This window comes from Rothia koreensis, assembly GCF_052232265.1.
Classification (GTDB): domain Bacteria; phylum Actinomycetota; class Actinomycetes; order Actinomycetales; family Micrococcaceae; genus Rothia; species Rothia koreensis.
The window spans coordinates 1,465,094-1,488,947 of sequence record NZ_CP197643.1 but is presented as its reverse complement, the minus strand read 5'-3'; the positions used below and the strand labels follow the sequence as shown (position 1 = coordinate 1,488,947).

Annotated in this window: 15 protein-coding genes and 1 tRNA gene; 7 read left to right on the top strand and 9 right to left on the bottom strand. The window is 64.9% G+C overall.

Annotated elements, in window-relative coordinates; translation table 11 throughout:
• Positions 1 to 33: 33 nt before the first annotated feature.
• On the bottom strand, positions 34 to 1,641 hold the full coding sequence (locus ACTSLZ_RS06555) for a S1C family serine protease (protein WP_443094513.1): 1,608 nt from the start codon (positions 1,639 to 1,641) through the stop codon (positions 34 to 36).
• A 259-nt stretch (positions 1,642 to 1,900) separates the two neighbouring features.
• On the opposite strand from ACTSLZ_RS06555, the gene ACTSLZ_RS06550 reads away from it, so the two are divergent.
• The 4 genes from ACTSLZ_RS06550 to ACTSLZ_RS06535 all read left to right on the top strand — a co-directional run bounded on the left by ACTSLZ_RS06550 (position 1,901) and on the right by ACTSLZ_RS06535 (position 4,758).
• The gene (locus ACTSLZ_RS06550; RefSeq protein WP_443094512.1) at positions 1,901 to 2,707 is read left to right on the top strand and encodes a hypothetical protein; all 807 of its coding nucleotides are present in this window, start codon (positions 1,901 to 1,903) and stop codon (positions 2,705 to 2,707) included.
• Positions 2,697 to 3,518 (top strand): hypothetical protein, encoded by an 822-nt coding sequence (locus ACTSLZ_RS06545; protein WP_443094511.1) that lies wholly within the window; start codon positions 2,697 to 2,699, stop codon positions 3,516 to 3,518. Before ACTSLZ_RS06550 ends, ACTSLZ_RS06545 begins: the two co-directional genes overlap by 11 nt.
• A 115-nt stretch (positions 3,519 to 3,633) precedes the next feature.
• Positions 3,634 to 4,350 carry a PspA/IM30 family protein gene (locus tag ACTSLZ_RS06540; protein ID WP_443094510.1) on the top strand — a complete coding sequence of 239 codons (717 nt, stop codon included), beginning with the start codon at positions 3,634 to 3,636 and terminating at the stop codon, positions 4,348 to 4,350.
• Positions 4,351 to 4,449: 99 nt separating this feature from the next.
• Complete coding sequence (locus tag ACTSLZ_RS06535) at positions 4,450 to 4,758, top strand: ArsR/SmtB family transcription factor (protein ID WP_238692247.1); 309 nt, start codon at positions 4,450 to 4,452, stop codon at positions 4,756 to 4,758.
• A gap of 216 nt (positions 4,759 to 4,974) precedes the next feature.
• Here the strand turns inward: ACTSLZ_RS06535 and ACTSLZ_RS06530 are convergent.
• The 3 genes from ACTSLZ_RS06530 to ACTSLZ_RS06520 form a co-directional block, all read right to left on the bottom strand.
• Positions 4,975 to 5,048: transfer RNA gene (locus ACTSLZ_RS06530), tRNA-Met, on the bottom strand.
• 128 nt (positions 5,049 to 5,176) lie between these two features.
• Positions 5,177 to 8,185 carry a UPF0182 family membrane protein gene (locus tag ACTSLZ_RS06525; protein ID WP_443094509.1) on the bottom strand — a complete coding sequence of 1,003 codons (3,009 nt, stop codon included), beginning with the start codon at positions 8,183 to 8,185 and terminating at the stop codon, positions 5,177 to 5,179.
• A 184-nt stretch (positions 8,186 to 8,369) separates the two neighbouring features.
• Positions 8,370 to 9,455: a YlbL family protein gene (locus ACTSLZ_RS06520; protein WP_443094508.1), complete on the bottom strand. Its 1,086-nt coding sequence runs from the start codon at positions 9,453 to 9,455 to the stop codon at positions 8,370 to 8,372.
• Positions 9,456 to 9,686: 231 nt separating this feature from the next.
• Here ACTSLZ_RS06520 and ACTSLZ_RS06515 point away from each other — a divergent pair, with 231 nt between their 5' ends.
• Complete coding sequence (locus ACTSLZ_RS06515) at positions 9,687 to 11,105, top strand: zinc-dependent metalloprotease (protein WP_443094507.1); 1,419 nt, start codon at positions 9,687 to 9,689, stop codon at positions 11,103 to 11,105.
• Positions 11,106 to 11,159: 54 nt separating this feature from the next.
• Here ACTSLZ_RS06515 and ACTSLZ_RS06510 read toward each other — a convergent pair whose 3' ends face one another.
• Positions 11,160 to 11,624: a M48 metallopeptidase family protein gene (locus tag ACTSLZ_RS06510; protein ID WP_443094506.1), complete on the bottom strand. Its 465-nt coding sequence runs from the start codon at positions 11,622 to 11,624 to the stop codon at positions 11,160 to 11,162.
• Positions 11,625 to 11,860: 236 nt separating this feature from the next.
• Between ACTSLZ_RS06510 and ACTSLZ_RS06505 the strand changes: the two genes are divergently transcribed.
• A complete protein-coding gene (locus ACTSLZ_RS06505; RefSeq protein ID WP_443094505.1) occupies positions 11,861 to 12,712 on the top strand; it encodes a hypothetical protein in 852 nt (283 codons plus the stop codon).
• On the opposite strand, the gene ACTSLZ_RS06500 is transcribed toward ACTSLZ_RS06505, so the two are convergent.
• Together ACTSLZ_RS06500 and nudC are read right to left on the bottom strand one after the other, a co-directional pair.
• Positions 12,671 to 14,446 (bottom strand): ATP-dependent helicase, encoded by a 1,776-nt coding sequence (locus ACTSLZ_RS06500; RefSeq protein ID WP_397554906.1) that lies wholly within the window; start codon positions 14,444 to 14,446, stop codon positions 12,671 to 12,673. The genes ACTSLZ_RS06505 and ACTSLZ_RS06500 overlap by 42 nt on opposite strands.
• A 17-nt stretch (positions 14,447 to 14,463) precedes the next feature.
• On the bottom strand, positions 14,464 to 15,480 hold the full coding sequence (gene nudC / locus ACTSLZ_RS06495; RefSeq protein WP_443094504.1) for an NAD(+) diphosphatase: 1,017 nt from the start codon (positions 15,478 to 15,480) through the stop codon (positions 14,464 to 14,466).
• Positions 15,481 to 15,599: 119 nt separating this feature from the next.
• Between nudC and ACTSLZ_RS06490 the strand changes: the two genes are divergently transcribed.
• Positions 15,600 to 16,736, top strand: a complete 1,137-nt coding sequence (locus ACTSLZ_RS06490; RefSeq protein WP_443094503.1) for a phosphotransferase — start codon at positions 15,600 to 15,602, stop codon at positions 16,734 to 16,736.
• 8 nt (positions 16,737 to 16,744) lie between these two features.
• Here ACTSLZ_RS06490 and ACTSLZ_RS06485 read toward each other — a convergent pair whose 3' ends face one another.
• Both ACTSLZ_RS06485 and ACTSLZ_RS06480 read right to left on the bottom strand, forming a co-directional pair.
• Complete coding sequence (locus ACTSLZ_RS06485; RefSeq protein ID WP_443094502.1) at positions 16,745 to 20,422, bottom strand: ATP-dependent helicase; 3,678 nt, start codon at positions 20,420 to 20,422, stop codon at positions 16,745 to 16,747.
• On the bottom strand, positions 20,419 to 23,769 hold the full coding sequence (locus ACTSLZ_RS06480; RefSeq protein WP_443094501.1) for an ATP-dependent helicase: 3,351 nt from the start codon (positions 23,767 to 23,769) through the stop codon (positions 20,419 to 20,421). The genes ACTSLZ_RS06485 and ACTSLZ_RS06480 overlap by 4 nt, the downstream gene beginning before the upstream one ends.
• Positions 23,770 to 23,854 lie beyond the last annotated feature (85 nt).

Genomic DNA, 23,854 nt, shown 5'->3' with positions numbered 1-23,854 from the left:
CCGCCCGGGTCTCGTCCGGGTCTCGTCCGGGTCCTATTGGCCGGACTCGGCGGCGTCCCCCAGGGTCACCTCGCCGTCCGTGGACTGCCCATTGCGCGAGTAGCTGATATCCACCTTCTTGCCCGCGGAGGCCTCGCGCACCGCCGCCGTCAAGGATTCGGCATCCGAGACAGCGTGGCCGTCCAATTTGTTGACGACGTCGCCCGCCTTCAGCCCCGCCTTGTCTGCCGGCGACCCCGAGACCACGTTCTTGATCACGGCTCCGTTGGTGAAGGAGCTTTCGGAGGTATTTCCTTCCGACGCGGGGCTGGATGACACGCTGGCTCCAAGGTAGCCGTGGGAGGCCTGGCCGTGATCGATGATCTCCTGGCCCACCCTATTGGCGTAGTTGATCGGAACCGAGAATCCCACGCCGATGTTGCCCGATGCGCCTTGTTCGGAGCTGCTCCCGCTGGATTGTCCCGCGGAGGCAATGGCGACGTTGATGCCGATCACCTCGCCCTTCGAGTTGACCAGGGGCCCACCCGAGTTGCCGGGGTTGATCGCAGCGTCGGTCTGCATAACGTTCAGGGCAATGGTCTTGTCGGACTGGCTCTTCTTGGTTCCTCCGTCCTTGTCGGGGAACTGGAATCGGAACGGCGAGGAGCTGCCCCCGGAATCGTCCTGATTCGCATCCGATTCGTTGGGCGCGGCCGATGAGGCGACGGAGATCGTGCGCGACAGGTTCGAGACGATTCCGTCCGTCACCGTGCCGTCGAGACCGAGCGGGGCGCCGATGGCCACGGCAATGTCCCCGACGTTGAGTTTGCTCGAGTCGGCCATCGAGGCCGGAGTCAGGTCGGTCCCCTGCGGATCGATCTTGATGACGGCCAGATCGGACGTTGGGTCCGTACCCGTGACCGTCGCTTTCTTGACCGTTCCGTTGGACAGCTTGACCTGGATCGATGCGTTGCTCGTGGTCCCGTCCAGGGTCACCACGTGGGTGTTGGTCAGGATGTGGCCCTGGTCGTCCAGAACGACGCCGGAGCCCGATCCACTCTGGGAGCTTCCGGAAACAGAGATGGTCGCGACGGAGGGTGACGCCTTCTGGGCCGAGGCCGAGACGGCGTTGACGGAGTCCTGGTTGTTGACGATGGTCGTCTTCGACGAGGAGGAATTCGATCCAGATGCAGATTGGTGGTCGAGCAGGGCACCGGCCCCGACTGCGGTTCCGCCGCCGACCAGTGCGGCCAGGACCATGCCGCCGATCAGCGTCCCGGTCCCGAAACGACGAGCCCCGCGCCCTTCTCCCGCGTTCTCGGCGTAATAGTTCTGATCGGGATAGGCACCACCCGCGTAGAACTGGCCGTACGGGCTCGAGCCGTACTGGTACCCCGAGTCCTCGCCTCCCGGTTGGCCTGCGCCATCGAACTGGGGCCCGCCCTGGTTCCGTTGCCTCGACTCGTGGCCGGGTTCGTGCTGGTTCCCCGTCGTCCAGGCCCCGGAGCCCGGGATCGGACGAGTGGACGTGTTCTCCCCCATCCCGCGCCCGGTGTCCGAGAATTCTCCCTGGCTCCCGTCCTGCGCGGAAGGCTGGTGGTCGGCACCGCCGTCGGCCCTCCGGCCAGGGTTCTCGCCGTACTCATCGGGGTTCTGGGACATGTCATGCCTTTCATCTCAACGATCGGAGCGCGAACCGGCCGCGCTGCACTCTCTGGTGCGGGAAGTGAAGATCTTCCTCGACTATGGCCCATCGGACTGAGGCCAACTTGTGCGAATTCTGGATGTTCCCTGAAACGCGAAGGAGGGCGATTGCCAGCACGCTCTGGGCGAAGAAACTGTGGATACTCAGTCTGCCCGGGCGGGCCTTCACCTAGACTGGTTCCCAAGAACCGACAGGACCGACCCAGCGAGGTTCCCCATGAATCCGGCCATCCATCCGTTCCTCACGGCCGCATCCACCCTCGTGGCACTGCCGCCAGAAGGCTGGGGTGTCGATGCGACCACGGTGGCGGGGAAACCTGCGGCCGCTGGCGTCGGCAGCGCGTTCGGAGCTGGAGCCGGTGTCGTCTTTGCTCTGGTGATCATCGGGGCTGCGGCATGGTGGTTCCTCTCATCGAGGAACCGGAAGAAGACGCAGCGCGAACGGTACGATTCCGTGCAATCCCGGTATGGGACCGCGGCTCCCCGTCAGACGGAAGAGATCGCTCGCTTGAGGTCACGGGCCGGCAGTCTGCTCGTGGAAACAGACGATGTCATCGCCCGGAGCGAGCAGGAGATTGCCTTCGCCGAGGCCCAATTCGGTGAGGATCAGATCCGTCCCTTCCAGACGGCCGTCGAACAGGCCAAAGGGCACATGCGCCGGAGTTTCCAGCTCCAGAAGCAACTTGACGACGAAATACCCGATTCCGAAGAGGACCAGCGTGCCTGGCTCGAAGAGATCGTCCACGGTTGCGAGGACGCCCAAGAATCCCTCAAGAAGCATGAACAGAATTTCGCCGACTTGAGGCAGCTCGAGCGCAATGCTCCCGATGCGCTCGAATCCCTGCATCGAGAGATTCGGACCTGGCGGGACAAAATTCCCGACGCGGAAAGCCGTCACGCCGAATTGATGACCGCGTACTCCCCCGAGGCGACTGCGTCCGTCGCCGACAATCCCCCCTCAGGCCACCGATCGTCTGGACTTTGCCGAGCATGCCGCAACGCGGGCACAGGACTTGCTGAATGAAGGAAATACCTCGGAAGCGGTGGTCAGCATACGATCGGGCGAAGAGGCCGTTGGCCAGGCACGAACACTGGTGGAATCCATTGACCACGCCCGAAGGGACCTCGACCACGCGGATTCGGCCCTGCGCAAGGCAGTCGACCGAGCGACCTCGGATCTCGCAGAGGCTCGTTCTCTCATGGAACGAGGGACCTTCGCCGACCTGACGGGCCCGGCCGCGAACGTAGAGACCGTTGTCGCCGATATCGAGAAACAGCGCACCCAGGGACCGATCGATCCGCTGACGCTCTCCAGCCGCTTGGCCGAATCGAGGAAAGAGCTCGATCGGGGTCTGGAGAGCGTGCGGAACCAGAACGAACGCGACCGAGCGGCCAGGGAGACACTGGCCCACACCATGGTGTCCGCACAAGCACGCCTGACCTCGGCCTCGGACTATGTCAGGGCCCGCCGTGGTGGAATCCAGGCGGAGGCCAGAACGCGGTTGGGCGAGGCCGAGAGAAATCTCGAAGAGGCGGAGAGCTTGCGCCTGTCGGATCCTTCGGGCGCTCTGAACCGGGCGAACCAAGCCATCCGATTGGCGGAGGACGCCCAGCGGATGGCTTCCGGCGACGTCGACGACTTCGCTCGCCGCGGGCACGGCCCGGAGCACTGGAACGGATCGGCCGCTCTGGGCGGCATCTTGTTCGGGTCCGGGTACGGAAGGCCCGGCAGAACCGGCGGAATCGGCGGCCCAGGGATCGGCGGCCCAGGGATGGGCGGCCCAGGGATGGGCGGCCCCGGATTCGGAGGAGGTTTCACCGGCCAGGGCCTGTAATACCCCTTCCTCGAAACCGTCCAGTCCGCAGCCTCACCACTGTCCCAGTACCAGACCAACGACCCACGGAACGCGAGGCGTCCTTTCGCCTCCACACCCAGAAAAGAGGAAAGCAATGACCAAGCAATCAATCTTCGGTCGCGTGGCCCAACTGGTGAAGGCCAACATCAATGCGCTGATCGACTCTGCCGAGGATCCTCAGAAGATGCTCGACCAGATGGTGCGCGACTACAAGAACAACATCGTCGAGGCCGAACAGGCGGTCGCCCAGACCATCGGCAACCTGCGCATGCTGGAAGAGGACCACGCCGAAGACGTCAAGGAAGCCAAGGAGTGGGGCCAGAAGGCCGCGGCCGCGTCCTCGACCGCCGACCGCTACCGTGCCGACGGCGATACGGCGGGTGCGGACAAATTCGACAATCTGGCCAAGGTTGCGTTGCAACGCCAGATGACTTCCGAGAAGGAAGCGAAGGGCGCCGAACCGCACATCGCCGCTCAAACGGAGACGGTCGAAAAGCTCAAGGACGGTCTGAACAAGATGCGATCCAAGCTCGACGAACTGTCGAGAAAGCGGGACGAGCTCAACGCGCGTCAGAAGTCGGCACAAGCCCAGAGCCAGGTCAACGATTCCCTGCGCGCCTTCGACATGATGGACTCCACGAGTGAAGTCAGCCGTTTCGAGGACAAGGTTCGCCGCGAGGAAGCTCGAGTGCGTGGCCAGGAGGAACTGGCCTCTTCCTCCTTGGATGCCCAGTTCGAATCCTTGGACGACTTGTCGCAACAGTCCGAGGTCGAGGCGCGGCTCGCGGCGCTGAAGAACAAGGGCAACTGACCCAGCCACCGCCCGCTTATTCTGGACCGTGTGCGTCGGGAGCCGAGCGCTCCCGACGCCGTGCCAGCCACTCGCCCCATGCCCGTGCAGGAGGAACACGTGAATACCGACGCCGCCGTAGAGCTGGACGCCTACCAACCTGTCTGCGGGTTGTTCTCCGCACTGTCCTCCCCCGCCAGGGCGGCCACGATTCACCTCCTGAGCGAAGGTGAGAAGACCGTCGGCGAACTCGTGGACCTGTTGGACATCTCCCAGCCCCTGATGTCCCAGCATCTCCGGAGCCTCCGCGAGGCCCACCTGGTCAAGGGGCGCCGATCCGGACGCTCGATCTATTACAGCCTGGCGGACGAGCACGTGGCACACGTCTTCCTCGACGCCCTCAACCACAGCCGCCACGTCGAGGACTAGTTCCCCGGCCCGACGGAGCACGTCGCGTCCCGCCTGGGGTCATTGCACGCTCAGACGGCCTGTCAGGCGGGGCCCGAGCGCCGACGGCGTCCATTCGTCGGCGCTGGTGTTCTGCTCGGCCGAGCGGTCCCGGCTATTCGCCCAAGCCCGCTGGATCAACCACGGTGTTAAAGCAAGAAGGCCACGTCAGCCGAAGCTGACGTGGCCTTCATTTCGTTGCGGGGGCAAGATTTGAACTTGCGACCTCCGGGTTATGAGCCCGGCGAGCTACCGAACTGCTCCACCCCGCGGCGACCTGTTCTACTATACGCACGCCCAGCCACCGCCGCAAACCACAGGGGCCTACTGTGCGTGAGCTCACCCTTCGGGGGCCGTGAACCCCGGGCCTCCTCCAAGAGGCTCGGGGTTCACCCAACGGCTATTTGCTGTTCTCCCCTTGGGCTCCATCGGCCTTGAGCGCGTCGTCGAGCGCCTTGTTCAGACGGTCCTGGGCCTTCCCGTAGGCGGCCCAGTCGCCGTTCTTCATGGCCTCCGAAGAATCCTGCATGGCCTTGTTGGCCTCGTCCAGAGACTTCTTCAGATCCGGGGACTCTCCGCCGCTCGAGCTGCCTCCCTCGGAACCGCCTTCTCCGGCGTCAGCCTCGGTACTGTCCACACCGGCGTCCTGCGCCGTCTGGGCGCCGGACTCGCCACCGAACAACTTGTTGAGCGCTTCATCCAGGGTCGGAGCGAAACCAACCTTCTCACCGAAACCGACCAGGACGCGGCGGAGAGTCGGGTAGGACGCATCTCCGCTGGACTGGACGTACACCGGTTGGACGTACAGGATTCCTCCACCGACGGGCAGCGTCAGGAGGTTTCCGTTGACCACACGCGAGGCGCCCTGGCGGAGCAGGTTGAGCTCCGTCGAGACATCCGTGTCCGAGTCGAAGAGGTTCTGCGCCTGGCCAGGCCCGGGGACCACCGAGTTCCTCGGCAGCTCCAGAAGGTCGATCTTGCCATAGTTGGGGTCCTTTTCCCCGTCCTTCCCGGTACCGGCGTCACCATTGGCCGAGACGAACCCGTACATGACGTTGCGCGTGTTGGAATCCGACTGCTGCGGGATGAAGGAGCTCGTCAACGAGAACCTGGTCCTCTGGTCTCCCGGCATCTGCAAGGACATGTAGTACGGCGGCAGGTCCTGGGCCTCATCCTGGGTCGGGTCCTTCGGGGTCTGCCACACGTCGTCGTTCGCGTAGAAGCTGTTCGCGTCGTCCACGTGGTACTTGTTCAGCAGCTCACGCTGGACCTTGAACAGGTCCTCGGGATACCTGACGTGATCGATCAGATCCGCGCTCATGTCCTTGTAGGACCTGACGGTCGTCGGGAAGACCTTCTGCCAGGACTTCAGCACGGGATCCTGATCGTCCCAGGCGTACAGGTCCACCGAACCGTCGTACGCGTTGACCGTCGCCTTGACCGAGTTGCGGATGTAGTTGACCTTGTCATTGGGCAGAGCCTTGCTGCCGCCCGCCTCGGTCTGGGAATCCTGTGTCGCGTCGCCCAGGGAGGTCGGCGTCGAGTACGGGTACCCCTTCGACGTCGTGTAGGCGTCCACCATCCAGACCACCTTGTTGTCCACGATCGCCGGGTAGGGGTTTCCGTCCACGGTCAAATAGGGAGCAACCTTCTTGACGCGATCACCGGGATCGCGGTTGTAGAGAATCTGCGAGTCGGGCCGAACCGCATCGGAGAGCAGCAGGTCCGAGGACTGGTACTTGATGGCATACGCCAGGCGGTTGAACCAGTTCCCCAGCTTCGGCCCGCCGTCGCCCGAGTACGTGTACTTGGCATCGCCGGAGCCTTCGTCATCGGCCGACTGAGGCCGGTCCAGCTCGAGCTTGGGGTCCTCGTCAGAGCCGCCCACGATCGAGTAGTCGGGCGAGGACTGTCCGAAGTAGATACGCGGTTCGTAGTCGTCCGAGATGACCCCCTTGGCTGCGATGCCCTCCTGCATGAACTTCGGCTTTCCGTCCGCCTCGACTTGGTTGCCGTAGGCGGCCACGACGCCGTACCCGTGCGTGTAGACCACGTGCTGGTTGTACCAACCCTGGTTCTGGTCCGGGTTGAGCTCACGGGCGGAAATCACCGTGTCCTCGTTCTGGCCGTCCACGTTGTAGCGGTCGACCGCGAGGCTCTTGCCGAACTGGTAGTAGGGCCTGAACTGCTGCAACTGAGCGAACGAGTTGGACACGACATTCGGGTCCAGCAGACGAATATTGGACACGGTCGGGGTGTCGCCGTCCAGGGCGCCCTTGCCCGTGTCCACGGTCGCATCATAGTCCTGCGTCTTCAGGTCGCTCAGCCCGTACGCGCTGCGCGTCATATCGATGTTCCGCTGGATGTACTCGTTCTCCATCGACTGTTCGGTCGGAGTCACCTGGAAACGCTGGACGACCCACGGATAGAGACCACCCGCAACCAACGAAACGACCAAGAGCATGGCCGTTCCGATCAGGGGCAACCGCCACCGGCCGGCGAAGGCCGAGTAAGCGAAGAGAAGTGCCACGATCAGGGCCGCGATGGCCAAGATGGCATTCGTCGGCATCACGGCGTTGACGTCCGTGAACAAGGCACCGGTCCAGGATCCCTTGTTGGACAGCAACGTCGAATACCTCGCCAACCAGAAGTTGGCGGCCAGCACGAGAAGAAGAACCGCCGCGATGATTCCCATCTGGACCTTGAGGGCCTTGGTGGTGGCAATGCCTTTCTCGTGCACCACGATTCCGCCGTACAGGTAGTGGGTCACCAGCGAGCCCACGGCCGACAGCACCAGCACCGTAATGAGGTAACCGGCAACCATGCGGAGGAACGGCAAGGTGAACATGAAGAAGGACATGTCGAAGCCGAACTGCGGGTCCTTCTCCCCGAAGGGCTCCTGCATGAAGAACAGCGCGACGGTATCCCACTGGGCCAGCATCGTGAGCCCGCCGAACAGCCCCAGGACCACGGGGATCGCGACCATCAGGATCCGTCGCATCGGTTCGAGGGCCTGCTGGTACCTTTCCATGTTCTGGTTGAACACGGATTGCAGGTCCTCCCTCTCGGAACCTGCCTCGGATCCCTCGTCACCCTGCTTCGGCTGCGCTTGCAACCTCTCGGACGGGCGCCGGGTCCAGGCGAATCTCAGGCTCAGCCACAGGGCAAGGCCCATGACGACGGCGCCGACCGCGAAGACGGCGATCTTGATGATGTTCTCCCGGACAAACACCCCGATGTACCCGAGTTGCCTGTACCACAGGACTTCCGTGTAGACCTGCGACATGTAGACGAACGCGATGACCAGGGCCACGACGATGATGAACGTCGTCAGAAGCGGGCGCTTCTTCCGGCCCGAGGCGCCGGACTTGTTGCGAGGTGTACGTGGGGCCGATGATCCTGTCGTCACGGGAATCCTCAACTAGCGGTGCGGTGGATGAGCGAAAGGGCGAATGCCGATCTCACAACACGGTCGACCCGATCTCACCGATCGGAAAACCGTGAATTAACATTTTGCCTTTTTTGTGTGCGCAACTCCACTTGTGACCTGGGGAATTCCGTCATGGAACGGTGCGGGCCGACGTCGTCGTGATTCAGCCGGTGCACTGGGGCAAGGACGACGGGTCCTCACCCTGCCCCACCTTCTCGACGGCCTGGGCGGCGTCGTCGATGGACGAGACGCTGACGACGGAGAGCCCGTCAGGAATGTGGCCCTTGACTTCGTCGCAATTCTCCGAAGGCGCCAGGAAAATGCTGGCGCCGTCGTTCTTCGCGCCGATCATCTTCTGCCGAATCCCTCCGATCGGTCCCACTTTCCCCTGGGCATCAATCGTGCCCGTACCGGCAAAGTGTTTCCCACCGGTCATCTTTCCGTCCGTCATTTCGTCGATGATCCCCAACGTGAACATCATGCCGGCGCTCGGACCGCCCACGGAGTCCAGGCCGTAGTCCACGTGGAAGGGGAAGTCGTAGTCGGACTTCAGATACAGTCCCAGTCGGTACTCCCCCGAGGAGTCGTCCTTCTTCGGGGTCACCGTGACTGTCTCCTCCTCACCGTCCTTGCCGTGCGAATAGCCGAGGTCCACAGGGGCTCCCTTGCCGTCAGCGAGCGCCTGCTTGAGCTGATCGTACGACTCCAGCGGCTCCCCGTTGACGGATTTCAGCACGTCACCCTTGGAGAGTTTCGCGGCGCCGTCCTGGGTGGAGCCCTGAACCGTGAGCGTCGTCGAATAGTCCAGATCGAGATATTTGGCCGCGGCGGCCTGCGCCGAGTTCTGCGAATTCGTCATGTCGGCCGTGTTCTGGGAACTGACCTGTTGCTGGGTCATGGTCGGCTCATAGAGTGCGGCCGCAGGAAGGGCCGTCGCATCCTTGTTGAACCAGGCACTGAGCACGTTGAGGGCGCTGGTGGCGCCGTTCGGGCCGCCGGCAACATAGACCGTCGTCATGTCGAGATTGCCGTCGGTCGGGTACGTGGGGTGCCCCGAGATGGACAGCAACTGCTTGCCATTGTATTCGCCGATGGTGTTGAACGTCGGTCCTGCGCCCTCGGTCACGAAGTCCGGCGGAATCAGGGCGCCTGCCGCAACCAGCCCCAGAGTCGCCACGCCTGCGACCGTTCCGAGCTGCGGACGGCGGATCTTCCTGGATCGCAGGGATCTGGTCTTCAGGTGGGGCATCCGGGGCTCTCTCGCATCGGTAGGACTAACGGCCTCGCCATGTTAACGCACCGACCTGTATGCTCGGCCCGGTATCGCCAGAACGGTTGCCCCAAATCACGGAGTCGCTGTGCCATGAGCTGAAAATCGGGGCCCAGGACTGACGCGTTCGAGGTCGGTGCCGTTTAATGGGGACCGAGAAGACACGCCGTGGGCTTACGGCCTCACGGCAACCGACGACCACGAGGTGTCATGAGTACGAACAATCCGTACAACAACGGCAACAACGACGACAACGAGGACAACCCCTTCGAGGAGTTGTTCCGGAAGCTCTCCTCTGGTCAAGGCATCAACCCGGAGGATCTCCAGGGAATGGCCATGCCGGTGGACCCCGCGATGATGTCCGGGATGTTCGCGCAGATCCAGTCCATGATGTCGGGGATGAACTCCGACGGCTCGGCAAATTGGGGGCAGGCCCGCGAGCACGCACGCCGTCTCGCCTCGGCCGAGAAGGACCCCTCGGTGACCAGCACCCAGAAGTCCGCCGTGAAGGACGCCGCCCAACTCGCGCAGCTCTGGCTGGATCCCGTCATCGATTTCGACCGTGCGGCTCTGGCCGACGAAGCGTGGTCGCGCAGCGAATGGATCGAGAACTGCTTCGACACGTTCCGCGAAATTTCCGAGCCCGTGGCGAATTCGGTCACCGAAGCCATGAGCGAGGCGCTGACGCAGCAGATGCCTGACGAGATGAAATCCATGCTTGGCCAAGGCGCGTCCGTGATTGGTGGGATGAGCGGCATGATGTTCGCCATGCAACTCGGGCAGGCCGTTGGGGAATTGTCGAAAGAAGTCGTGTCCTCGACCGATATAGGCCTTCCCCTGTCTCCCGGGCGATCGGCGTTGCTCCCGTCCAACATCGCGGACTTCGGTGACGGACTCGACCTCCCGGCTCAGGAAGTCATGCTCTTCCTGGTCGTGCGCGAAGCCGCCCACATCCGGCTGTTCCACGCCAATCCGTGGTTGCGGGAGAACATTCTGGACCTCATCACGCGGTACTCCCGCGGAATCCACGTCGACATGGACCGCATCGAGGAGGCAACCCGGGACATGGATCCCATGAACCCGGAGTCTCTGCAGGATGCGTTGTCGGGGGACATTTTCAAACCGACGCTGACGGATGACCAGGAGGTCACGCTTCGCCGCTTGGAGACCCTGTTGGCCCTGGTCGAGGGATGGGTCGATCACGTCAGCACCGAGGCGACCAAGAACCTCCCGAGCTCCGCCGCCTTGACCGAGACGCTGCGGCGTCGTCGTGCCGGCGGGGGCCCTGCGGAGAAGGCCTTCGGGTCTCTGATCGGTCTTGAGCTGCGCCCTCGGCGTCTGCGCGAGGCTTCCCAGTTCTGGAAGGGCTACGAGGAAGAACACGGCGTCGAGAAACGCGATGCCTTGTGGGAAGCGCCGGAGAACCTGCCCACCGATGAGGATCTGGATCACCCGGAGAACTTCGGTTCGGCCAGGGACCTTTTGCACGCCAGCGACGAAGAGATGGACGCCGCTTTGGAGAAGTTGCTCTCGGGCGGCTACGACGACCAGCCGGGCGAGCCCGAGGACGGCAACGATTCCGGCCCGCAGGATGGCGACGGCTCGGACGATCAGCCGCGAAACGACTAGACAGAAGGAAGGGCCGCGCGGCGTCGCGACCTTTCCCCGCAACGCCGGCCCCGCTCAGGCGGGGTCGGCGTTCGTGTCCTCGAGCCGGTTCCTCTCGAACACCATCCCCTCGAGGAAGGCCTTGGCCTGACCCGCGTGCGGGAAGAGGGCTTCGAGTTTTCTGAAGCGTGCATTGTGCGATGCCTCGACCAGGTGGCAGAGCTCGTGATGGATCACGTAGTCGACCACGTATTCCGGTGCCGACCAGAGGTGGTGCGAGATCCTGACCTTTCCGGTGGCCGGAGTGGTCGATCCCCAACGAGTGTTCTGATTCGTGACCCACCCGATGGAGACGGGTTTGATCCTGTCGTCCAAGTAGGACCGGGCCACGTGCGCGGCCCTCTCCTCCAGGTACGTGTCCGTGCGCCTGGGGTCTTCGCGACGTGCGGAGCGTTCGGCCAGCAGCTTCGGGAGCAACCGGCGAAGATAATCACGGGCCACGGACGTCGTCATCCCTGCCGGGGCGAGCAGAACGACCATGTCCCCTTCCCACCGTGCCGAGATCGTCTTGCGCCGCCTCGCGGAACGCCTGATCTCCACCTCTGGTTGTGCTCGGTCCGCGGCAAGCCGCTCGCGTGAAGGAAGTCCTGACATCAACGACAGTTTACGCGTCCGGATCATCACGCGAAGTCCCGGTTCCGGGCTTCCCCCACCGATCGATCGGGAGCCTGTGGAGAACGGCCCGCAGGACCGTCCGAACCCGGCAAAGTAGTGGTATGACCGTCCACCACTGCCCGACCCACGACCCTCCGGCAGGAGCATCCGGCGATGTTTCGTGGCGCCCCACGCGCCGGGATCGGCTCGCCCAGCCCGTTCCGCTGTTCGTCGGGTTGCCCGGCGGAGTGGCCGACGCCGTGCTGGTCTACACTCGGCTCACGGGAATTCTTCCTTGGATTGTGGACCGTTCTCCCGTGGACGAACTCGACCTCCTCTCGGCAAGCTACCGTCCTCTCCATCGAGGTCGCCTCCGCTCCACGTGCCTGATGTGGGCGTTGTCCCAGCAGGTTCCGGAGGTCCTGGCCCGTGGAGGCTTTCGCCCTGAGGACGCCTACCTCCGCTGGCCTCACCATGACGACGACGGTAGGCCCGGTGCATCATCTCCGGTGACCGAGCTGGTGGTCAGGCCCGACGTCGTCGTCGAGACCTGCTGGCCGGACCAGGACACCTCGTGGGACCTACCGGTGGTCCCCGATGTGCCTTGTCTCCAGCTCTTTCGTGACCACGCAGGGATGATTGGTGCCCGACATGCGACGACGTGGGAACGCCGCCGGTGTCCCGACTGTCTGGAACGCGCCCGGGCCGAACACGACGCCGCCCGGCCGGGGCTCACGCCCATTGGCATCGTGGCGCTCATCGGCGCGGTGGCCACAGGCCAACGACCGGGTACGGACCCGTGGACGGGCCCCGCGTGGCCGGATTGCGTATGCGCCCTGGGTTCGGGCACTCCGGGTTCCGGTGCCCTCGAGTCGGGCGGTCCGGAGTCGGATGCGGTGGGCCTGGCGACGCCGGTCGCGGGCGACCCGGATCTATCCGTACATCCGTGGGGCGATACCGTCGAGAAAGCGTGAGCGCTTCCGATGTGCCCGGCCCCCGGGGGTGCGGGACAGTGACCATGACAGTGAGAGCCGTTCACGGGCACGGGTGATGCCCACGTAGAGCAGGCGACGTTCCTCGTCGATCTCGTCCCCGGTTTCGGCGAAACTGATCGGCATGAGCCCCTCGCTGAGTCCGCACAGGAAGACCGCATCCCACTCCAGGCCTTTGGCAGAGTGCAACGACGCGAGGGTCACTCCGTTCATGACCGGTGCATCCTGATGAGCGATTCGCCGCGTGAGGTCCTCGACCAGCATGGACATGGTGAAGGCAGATTCTCCCGAGCCGCTCTTCTCGTCGTGGGCCGCCGCGAGCCGGTCCGCCAGCGACACCAGGGCGGCCAGCGATTCCCATTTCGACCGCACGGAACCGGTGCTCGCCGGAGGCTTGTCCTTGTATCCGAGCGAGGCCAGGCAATCCCTGACCAACTGGGGCGCCGGCTCGTCCCCCGCGGCGCGCGCCGACGAACGGATCTGGAGGATGGCCTGTTTGACCTCGGGCCGGTTGAAGAATTTTTCCGTACCCCGCAATTGGTACCCGATGCCGGCATCGGTCAGCGCCTGTTCAATGGCCTGCGACTGCCCGTTGGTCCGGAACAGGACGGCGATCTCCGCCGGGTCCACGCCGTCCTTCGAGATCAGGTCCGCGATGTCCTCCGCGATCCCCGCCGCCTCTTGTTCGTCGTCCGCATACTCGAACCAGTCCGCCTCGGGGCCGCTCGGGCGCTGGGCCTGCAGGTCGAGGGGCGGCGCCCAGGCTCCCGGCGTCGCATCGCGCGCGGGCTTCCTCGAGGTGAGCAAGCGATTCGCCAGGTTCACGACCTGCGGCGTGGACCGGTAGTCCCGAACGAGTTTGATCACGGTGGCATCGGGGTGACGTTGCGGGAAGTCGAGGAGATGTTTCGACGTGGCCCCGGTGAAGGAATAGATGGTCTGCGAGGCGTCGCCGACGACGCACAGCTCGTCACGGCCTCCCAACCAACTGTCGAGCAGCCTTTGTTGCAGGGGCGAGACGTCCTGGTACTCGTCGACGACGAAATGCCTGTATTGCTGGCGCACGGCCGCGGCGACGGCAGGGTCTTCTTCGAGGATCGCCACGGTCGCCAGGAGGACGTCCTCGAAGTCGATGGCGTTCCGCTCGGTCTTCAGATCCTCGTACCCACGCATGATGCGTGCCATGCCGACCGGCGTGAAACCGGTCGGCAGTTCCCGGTCGACCAGGTGCTCCTCGACCGTGTCAGGGGTCAGCATCGACACCTTGGCCCACTCGATTTCAGCGGCCAGGTCGCGAACGATGGCTCGGTCCGTCGTGAATCTGAGGCGCGACGCGGCCTCAGTGATCAGCTGCGCCTTGCCCGAGACCAGCTGCGGCGGCGTTCCGCCCACGGCTTGCGGCCAGAAGTACTGGAGCTGCCTCAGGGCCGCCGCGTGGAAGGTTCGCGTCTGAACCCCTTGGGCGCCCAGTGAACGCAGCCGGTTCCGCATTTCGTTCGCCGCCCGGGAGGTGAAGGTCAGGGCGAGAACCCGCTGACCGACGTAGGCGCCCGACGCGATGCCGTACGCGATGCGATGTGTGATCGCACGGGTCTTGCCGGTACCCGCACCGGCCAGAACACACACGGGTCCCTGCAGGCTCGTGGCTACTTCACGCTGCTCCGGATCCAGCCCCTCGAGGATCTGATCGGGGCTCGGAGGCTCTCCCGGCAGCAACAGTTCGGTCGCGGTTTTCAGCGCTGAGTCGCCCCCTCGGAATCAGTGGTGGGTCCCTGCCCCGCCGTCCCGGAATCTTCCGACCTCTCCGGCGGCTGAGGCAAAGGTCCACCGTACCAATCGGCGATGAGGTGATGGGCAATCGAGACCCGGTCGGGCAGCCGCAGTTCGCCGCTCACGACGGCGGCTTCCAACTCGTCCCGGGTGAACCATCGAACGCTCGAGATTTCCCGCCCGTCGGGTTCCGCCGAATCCAGACTCTCCGCACGGGCGATGAAACCGACCATGAGGGACCTCGGGAAGGGCCACGGTTGGGATCCCATGTACGTCGCCTCGCCGATCTCGACGCCGGCCTCTTCGCGGATCTCCCGCGCAACGGCGGCTTCGAGGGACTCTCCGGCCTCGACGAAGCCCGCGAACGTGGAGTACCTGTCTTCCGGCCAGGCCACCGAGTGCCCGAAGAGAAGGCGGTCGACGCCGTCGTCATCGGTGTGAACCACGGCCGAGATCACGGCCGGGTCGGTCCGGGGAAACAGTTCCCGCCCCTCGGCATCGCAGACGCGCGCCCACCCGGCGGCCTCGGGGTGGGTAGGAGATCCGCAGGACGGGCAGAACGAGGAGCTCTGATGCCAATTCATGAGCGCGATGCCGACGCTCAACCACGTGCTCTCTTCCCGCGGGAGCACCGGGGCCGCATCCCGGAGTCCCAACCAGTCCGTAGCGTCCTCCACGGCCGCGTTCGGGTCGGCGTCCTCGGGCCATGGATCTCCTGCTTGGAGGTCTTCGGGCCTGGTGCGGGGAGCTCGGCCCAGGAGGATCGGAGACTGGTCCGCGGAGGTGCCCAGGTACGCCACGATGTCGGCGTCGTCGGTGGTGGTCCACGCGATTCGAGTACCGCCCTCGGCCTGCCGGGTGCGGACTTTGCCCTGGTCAAGGACCAGAACTTGTGTCGCGGGATCGCTCAGAGCTGAATCTACGAGCTCGCCCCTGTCCTGGGCGTCATCGATGCGCCGAATCGGGTATGTCCCCAGCAAATCCGGCCCCAGCGGGGGTGTGGGCTGTGTGACAAAACGGGGGTTCACGTGATCAGCCTGCTTTCATGTGTCTCTAGTACCCTGAACGAGTGAAATTAACACCGTTAACGTTAGCCGCTATGGCCTCGGCAGGAGTGCCGGGCCTCTTCCCCGTGGCCGCGTACCCGTACGAGGACGACAACCCGGACTACGGTTCGGCGCTCGTGGTCGACTCCGCACGGCAGCGGTGGATTGTTCGTGCGCCGCACAACCACGAGGCGAGTGTCCGGCTCGAATCCGAGCATGTCATTCTTCACTCCTTTTCCCCCGGGCTGCGGGCACGGTTGCCGTTCCAACTGCCCACCGTGGTGGGTTCGGCCGACAGTCGTGGTCTCAAGACGTTCGTGTATCCCGAGGTACCTGGGGAGGTCCTCGACATCGAGGAGCTCGCCCGCCGCTCGCACGTCGTCTCCCCCGAGCGCGAGCCGTTGGCGACGCAGGTGGGGAAGATGATCGCCACGATTCATACGCTCCCGGCGGAGATGGTCCAGGAAGCGGACCTCCCGATCTATTCCAATGAACAGTGCCGCCGCAGGATGCTTTCGGAACTCGACCGGGCCGCGAGCACCGGCAAGATCCCGTCCGCGCTGTTGCGCCGGTGGGAAGCGTGGCTCGAGGACGAATCGATGTGGCAGTTCCGGCCCACCGCCGTCCATGGGGACCTCACCGAGGACAATCTGGTCCTGGACGGAACGCTCCTGACCGCCGTGCGTGGGTGGCACGACCTCCACGTGGGCGATCCGGCGATCGACTTCTCCTGGCTCATGAGCTGCCCCGATCAGGAGTTCACGGACGCCATTATTGAGGTCTATTCCGTCCAGTTGCCCCACGCTCCCGATCAGTTCCTCCTCCGCAGGGCCTATCTCCACGCAGAATTTGCGCTGGCCCAGTGGCTGGTGCGCAGTCTCGAACAGGATGACCGGGAGTCCGTGGACGAAGCGGTGTCGATGCTTCGGGCCTTGGAGTCCGATCTTCGTGAGTCCGGTGCGCTGAGCCCCACGGCCCCTGGCACGACCTCCGGGTCCTCGGATTCGACGTCCTCCGCCGGCCGGACCGAGGAACCGGAGAGATCGACCGGATCCACCCCGTCCGGTTCCTCAACAGACGCCCCACGGGACACGCCGGACGCCGGCGGGACGGCTTCGGGTCACGGTTCCTCACGTGCCACACCCAGTGAGGACCCGACCGGGCCGATGCCCACGATCCATCGGGAGTAGCATCCCCCTTACTTCTGCGGGGACGTCCCTGCCCTGACCCGGGCCAGCAGTTCTGACAGTTCGGATTCGTCCGCTATCGACGGCGGGGTCACGGTTTCGCCGTGCGCCACGTAGTAGAACGAGGCGGAGATTTCCGAAGGATCGACTCCGTGCAGTCGAGCGAAACCCAAGGTGTACACCGCCAGCTGGACGGCCTTGTGCGACAGGTCCTCTCCGCGCGGCACTCGACCGGTCTTCCAATCAACGAGTTCCCAGCGTGTGCCTCCCTCGGGATCCGAGGTGCGGAAGACGGCGTCGATTCGTCCGCGCACGGTGAACCCTGCGACGGGTGTCTCGATCGGGTACTCGACCGCCCATGGCTGCCGGTCGTACCAGGGACTCTGACGGAAGAGTTCCTGAAGCGCCGCCAAGTCGGCGTCGGTATCCTCCTCCCCTGCCGTGGGGTCCTCCCCGAAGTCGAGCATGCCGGTCGTTCCGTAATGGTGCTCGACCCATTCGTGAAAGCGGGTACCCGCGCGAGCCGATGTCTCGGGCCGGCGAGGCATCGGTCGTCGCATCTGCTCGATGACCCTGTTCGGGTCCTGGGCGAGGTCGACCACCAGCGACGCACTGACGTGAGCGGGGATCTCGGGTTCGGAATCCCGCTCTCCGGCGGCCCGGTGCAGGGCAAGAAGCAGATCGGTTTCCTCGGCCCAGTTCTGGGTGTCGGGGAGACCCGCCCGGTCCGCGCCCGAGGATCGCCCGGAACTTGGTCCCGACGTCGCCGGTTCGGCGTCGCCCGGTGTCTCCAGGTGAGCCAGGACCAGGGAGGCCGCCCGTTCCACGTCCGGCCTCCTCGAGACGGCGGGCTCATCATCCATCCCGCCCTGTCCGGCGCCAGGTACGGAGGCGAGGGCGTTGAGTTCTTCCTCCGACTCCCACTCTGTGACGACGGGTCGGGCCAACGGGTCGAACGGCCACAGGGCGGCGCGAATCAGCTCCCTCTGGGGATTCGATGCGCCTTCTTCCGGCATCTTCGCTTCGTGGATCGTCTCCGGGGTCAGCGGGTCGGGTCCCGGGATCTCCATCACCTCGTCCAAGAACCTCGAGACGGTATTCGGCGTGGATTTGGTTCCGCTCCAACGGCTCGAGGACAAGAAGAGAACATCGCGTGCCCTGGTCGTGGCGACGTAAGCCAGACGGCGCTCCTCCGCGATCGTGCGCGCCAGGTTGTGTTCGCGGAATACTGCGCCGGACTCTTCCAGCTCTTGCGTCGAGCCACAATCCAGCTCGACCTGGGGCAAGTACCTCGCGTCGCCCCGCAACGACCAGGGCAGAGCGCCCACGCTGGAAAACCACGAGTCCACGGTGCTCGAGGGGAAACCGCCTTCCGTGAGCCCTTGGACGTAAACCTCGTCCCACTCCAGCCCCTTGGCGGCATGCGCGGTGAGGATCTGAACAGTCGACGAGTCGGAGGGCTGGACGGGCATGGGCAGGCCGGACTCTTCGGCGACGGCCGCATCGAGCCACGCGAGGAAGGCGGTAACGCCCGTGGCCGAGGATGTCACGGTGTAACGGTGTTCCTTGAGCTCGGAGAAAGCGGCGTCGTCCTCCGCATCGGAGCCCACGCTCGCGCCGGCCTCGAGACTCGCGGCCAGCCGAGGTGCGCTCGAACAATAGTCGGCAGCAGCCTGGTAGAAGGCGTCCACGTTCTCCCTCGCCTGGTGGACGTCGCGGCCGGGTTTGGAGGCGAGCTCGATGTCCAGCATGGTCACTCGCTCGATGTGGTACATGAGGCTCATCAGGTCCTCCCCCAGGTACCCCCGAAGTTCTTCGAGCTCCTGGTTGAGCCGTTCGAGGCGGTTGCGGGCCTCCGCGCTGAGTGAGCGGCCGGCGGCCGACGTCCATCCGGGTTCGGGAAGAGTCTCGAGGGCTTCCACCAGGCTCGATCCCTCACTCTGGTCCCCGCCGCCTCGGAGGAGGGCATCGAGGCGCTGCTTGGCATCGTGGAATCGCGCGTCGGATCCGTCCTCGCCCGTCGGTTCCCCGCTCGTCGGTTCCCCGCTCGGGAGGTCCTCACCCGGTCCTTGGCCTTCGGGTGTCGTCAGGTCTTCTGCCATCCCCGAGAGCACCGCAGTCCGACGACGGCGTGCCAGGAATCGGGCCCAGTCGTTCAACGCCATGAGGTCCCGGGGACCGATACGCCACCGGGCACCGGCCATGATTCTCATCAGAGAATCCGATCGCGACGGGTCCGAAAGGACGCGAAGCACGGCCACCATGTCGGTGACTTCTGGGGTCTCGAGAAGACCCCCGAGCCCGACGAGTTGATACGGGACCGCCTGACGTTCGCATTCTGCCCGAACGGTTTCCATGTGGCGTCGGGCGCGGCACAGGACGGCCGCACTCGGTATGGGGCGACCTTCCCGTTGGGCATCTGTTCTGTGCTCGGCGATGGTTCCGACAATGGCTTCGGCTTCCCGGTGGTCGCTGTCCCAGACACCGCAGAGAACCCGTCCATCCGGCGCATCGGGTCTCGGCGCAAGATCCGGCACGTCGACCATGGATTCGGCCCGCACCCATTCGCCCCTGGTCGACAACGGTTGCGCGATGGTGTTGGCCGCTTCGAGGATACGCGTCCCGTTCCTCCACGCCGTCGTCAGATAGTCGGCTTCCTCGTGCGCCGACGGGAAGTACCGGTAGAAGTCGAAGAGTTGCCCTTCCGAAGCACCTCGAAACCCATAGATCGACTGTTTGGGGTCCCCGACGGCCATGACGGAGTGACCGTTCCCGAAGAGACTCGAGAAGAGGACCATTTGGGCGTGGGACGTGTCTTGGAACTCGTCCAGAAGGACGACGCGATAGAGCTGACGCTGCTCCGCGCTCATGCACTCGACACCCTGTGCCATCGTCGCCGCGTGCGCCAGCAGGTCACCGAAGTCCATGACCTGCATGGCCCGTTTCACCCGCTGGTATCTCTCGACAAGGCGAGCGACCAGAAGCTTTTGCTCTATTTTCTCGACGAGGGTTCCACGCAGTTTCTCCTCCTTCTTGAGCTGCTTGGGGTGGTTGTTCGGGAGGTTTCTCAGGGTCACCAGTGCTTCCTGGCAATAGGTCACCACCTCGGCCGACGAGCGCAGGTGTTCTGAGCATTCCCCTGACAATTGCAAGACACTCGCGACCAGCGTCGAGGCCGCCGGGACCTTGTCGGGAAGTTCGCCGTCCCAGGCCTCCACAATCTGTGCGACCAATTGGTAACACTGGGCTTGGCCGAGTTGTGTCGCGTCCTTCTCTATCCCCATCCGCAAGCCGTATTCCGAGACCAGTGACTTGGCGTACGCGTGGTAGGTGCTGACGGTCGGATCGAGGATGGGTTCGTCGCTCTCCGTTTCGGGCTGGTACAGGCCCTGCTCCCGGAGCACGGCGAGCCTTTGCGTCATGCGATGCCGCAATTCTGCTGCGGCCTTCTTGGTGAAGGTGACCCCGAGGATCTCGTCCGGTCTGGCGTACCCGTTGACCACGAGCCAGACCACGCGGTCGACCGTGGTCGCGGTCTTGCCCGACCCGGCACCGGCGATCACGAGGCGCGGTGCTGCGTCCGCGCTGATGATGGACGACTGTTCCCTAGTCGGCAACGGATGTCCGAGCGCCGTCGCGATGTCCTCCGGGGAGTACCTTGCCGAGTGGGTGAATACGGATTCGTTCACGGTTGCGTGACCTGCCTCCCTGATGAGCACAGCGGACAAATTGCGGGCAAGCGGCATGTGAGACCGAAGCCTCCCGAGGACTCGTTGTGCCGAGCCTGGAATCTCTCGTGGGCCACCAGCTCGACGCAGGTTCGAATCAGCTCCACGGCCCAGGAGTCACCCTTGTCCAGGGCATCTTGGGACTGGAGCTTGTACCCCTTGGTCGAGGTGCCCAGGTGGACGAGTGCGGCCCCTCCGGACAGTTCGGTCAGTCCTGCGCCGTCGAAGACCAGGGGCTGCTCTCGCGGCCGTTCCCGACCGTCCTCGTCGAACATCTCCCGTCCCGCGCCGGCCTCCAGAGCGACCTGGTAAGCGGCCAGTTGCGGGTGTTCCAGGACCTCCGCCGCGGTCGGCGCGGTCTTGCCGGTTTTGAGATCGATGACGACGTATCTGCCGAGTTCGTCGATTTCGAGCCGGTCGACCCGCCCGGAGAGCAGTGCGTCCCGAGCCGGCCCCGGCACGAGGACGGTGAATCCGCCTTCGACCCCGACCAGCTTCCTGTGGAGGGAGAACCGGGAATCCACGGCATACTCCGCGAATTTCCGGATCATGGTCACCGCGCGCTCGTAGAGGACGCGGGTCTCCCACGTATCGGGCAGACCGAGGTCGCCGAATCTCTCCTCCAGCGCCTGCTCGAGTTCGTGTCCGGCCGCTTCCGGCATGTCTTGGGCGAGCTCGTGGATGAGGTTTCCCACCGACCGAGACAGGTCGCTCGCGGGCTCGCCGCCCGCGGAACTGACGAACCAGTCCACGGGGGACCTCTTGATCGTTTCGAGCTTCGAGGGTGACAACGGAACCGGGTCCTCAGCGTTCAAGGGCGCCCGGTCATCGGACAGCGGAGCCAAACCCCACCAGTCCCTCGGGTGCGCTCCTGGGATCCCGCCCCTTTCGCTCGACCCCTGTGCCCCGTCCGTGGAAGAGTCATCGGACCGGTGCCCGTGGGGCTCCGGACGTGGCTCCGAGGGTTCACGAGCGATCTTCGCCAACTGATGGGCCGCCCTCTCGGCCAACTCTGGGTGTTCGGCAGACTGGGCCCACATCCGGAGTTCCGCGATCAGGCCTCTCAGGGTCATCGGCCGGCGCACCGGTTCGACCTCGGCCCGGGACATGGCGTCGGGGTCGAGGATGTCGAGGAATTCGCTCGGTTCGTCCTCGTCGTTGGACACCGCACTGACCACGAGGTCTGAGGACGAACGGCTGACGGCCGTGGCGAACATCCGCAGTTCGTCGTACCGAGTCTCCCTGAGCCGATTTCGCCGCGTCACGCGCGCCGCTTGTTCGACGCCCAGGAGGGCGATATCGGATAGTTCCGGTGTGTTCAGAAGACCCCCACGCAGGGTGGTATTGGGCCAGGTGCCCTGCTGGACGGAGGCGACGTGAACCCATCCCCACTCGTGACCTGCCGAGGAGGCCGGGGTCACCAGGGCCACCGATGCCCCGCCCGCTGACCGCGGCGCCAACGTGTCCATCGGCAGATCCTGGCTGTCGATGTATTCCAGGAATTCTCTGGCTCCTGCGCCCGGTTGCTGGTCGACGTAGCGCTCGGCCGCCTCGAAAAGTGCAAGAACGGCGTCCAGGTCACGGTCGGCCCTCTGCGCGGCCGGGCCCGATCCCCGTGAGAGCCGACGCCATTCCTGAGCCAGGTCGCTGGCCTCCCAGAGTGCCCACAGGACGGTTTCCGCCGTCGCGTCCGCGGCCCCCATGGCTCGTCTGCCCGCGGCGAGGACTCTTCTCAACCTGTCCAGCGGCATGTGAGCGCGCTCCTCGAAGGTCGGGCCCCGAGAGCTTCGTCGTACCGGTGGCATGTCTGTGCCGTCCGGGGATGTGTTCAGCACAGCCAGAAGAAGTTCGTCGCTGGACCGGGTCCCTCCGGACCGCAATTCGGCGGCGCGCAGCGACTGTCGGATCCTCCGAATCGTCGAGGGGCTGGCACCGCCCAGGCGCGAGGACAGGAGGGACAGGACTCTGGGCAGATCCGCCGCGGCGTCCTCGCCCGCCGCAAGCCACAGGGCATCGAGAAACGGGCGAACGGCAGGCTCTTCGCGCAATGGGGCCTCGGCCACCGGAATGGACACAGGGATGCCATCGGATTCCAGATGACGTTTGATCCTCGACAAGGAGGCACCGTCCCGGACGACCACGGCCATGTCGTCCAGCGGCCTTCCGCCCCGAATGTGTTCCTCGAGGATTCCCTGGGAAATCAGCCGGAGCTCGTGCTGGGCCGAGGCGGTCAGCCGGATGGCAAGCTGCCCCGTATCCGCACCAGCCGTCACTTCAGGAGTGGGAACCGGAGACCGATCGTGCCGGGCTCTGGCCACCACCGGGATTCGCTCCGCAATTCGGCGGAATGCGTCGGCCAGCAGCGCCGGCATCCGGTGCTGGTGTTCGAGCCGCCGCGTGTGGATCTCGGGGTACGCCCCCAGCCTCCGGGACAGATCGGACAGCACCTCCGGACGCGCTCCCCTGAACCCTTGGACCACGGTGTCCGTGCAGGCCGTCATCACGAGTTCCGGCGGATTCGCGGCACCGGCCGGCACGAGAGATTCGAGCAACCGCATCACCGCGGGTGTGGCCTCCTGCAGGTCGTCCACGAGAACCAGGCTGAGGCGCTCGTGCTCCTTGGCCAGAAATTCGTGGTTCTCCTCCAGGAACTCCGCGGCCCGATGGATCAGGGCCGAAGGATCATAGGCCTGAGGCATTCTCAGGCGCCTGAGCTGCTCGTACTCCACGCGGAATTCCGAAGCCGCGATCCACTCGGGGTGGTTCAGCACCTCGCCCAATTCACGCACCCTCGCCGGGGTCAGATCGAATTCCGCACAGCGATCGAGGAATTCGCGAATCTCCCTGCGGAACCCTCGCGTGCCCATGGCCTCGATCAGGTCCTGTGGCCATCCGGGACGGGCGCCCAATCCCTCCGCGTGGGCCCGAAGCATCTCGCCGATCAGCACGTCCTGCTCCGGACCGGCCAGCAGCCTCGGTTCGAAGTCGACTCCTTCCAGAAGCCCTTCCGCGTGGCCACGCCGCAACAGATCGAACGCATAGGAGTGCCAAGCACGCGCCGGCGGCGAGGACACCGTGGCCGAAAGTTTCTGGGAGAACTTTTCCCGCAGGGAATCCGCCAGCGTTCGTGTGGGTGCCAGGAGAAGGATCTGTTCGGCCGGGGATCCGGTTCCTTGTCCCTCGGAAACATGTTCCAGCGCGCGATCGATCAGGGCGGTGGTCTTGCCCGTTCCCGGGGCGCCCAGAATCAGGTTCGCGGCGGGACGGCGAGACCGATGGTGGCTCATGGCCGGTTCGTTCAGGCTCATGTGACCATCACACCACGGCGGACCGACAAGTTAAGGCCGTTCGGGGCCGAGGCCCTGATCGGAACGCAGATAAGTGACGCGCGAG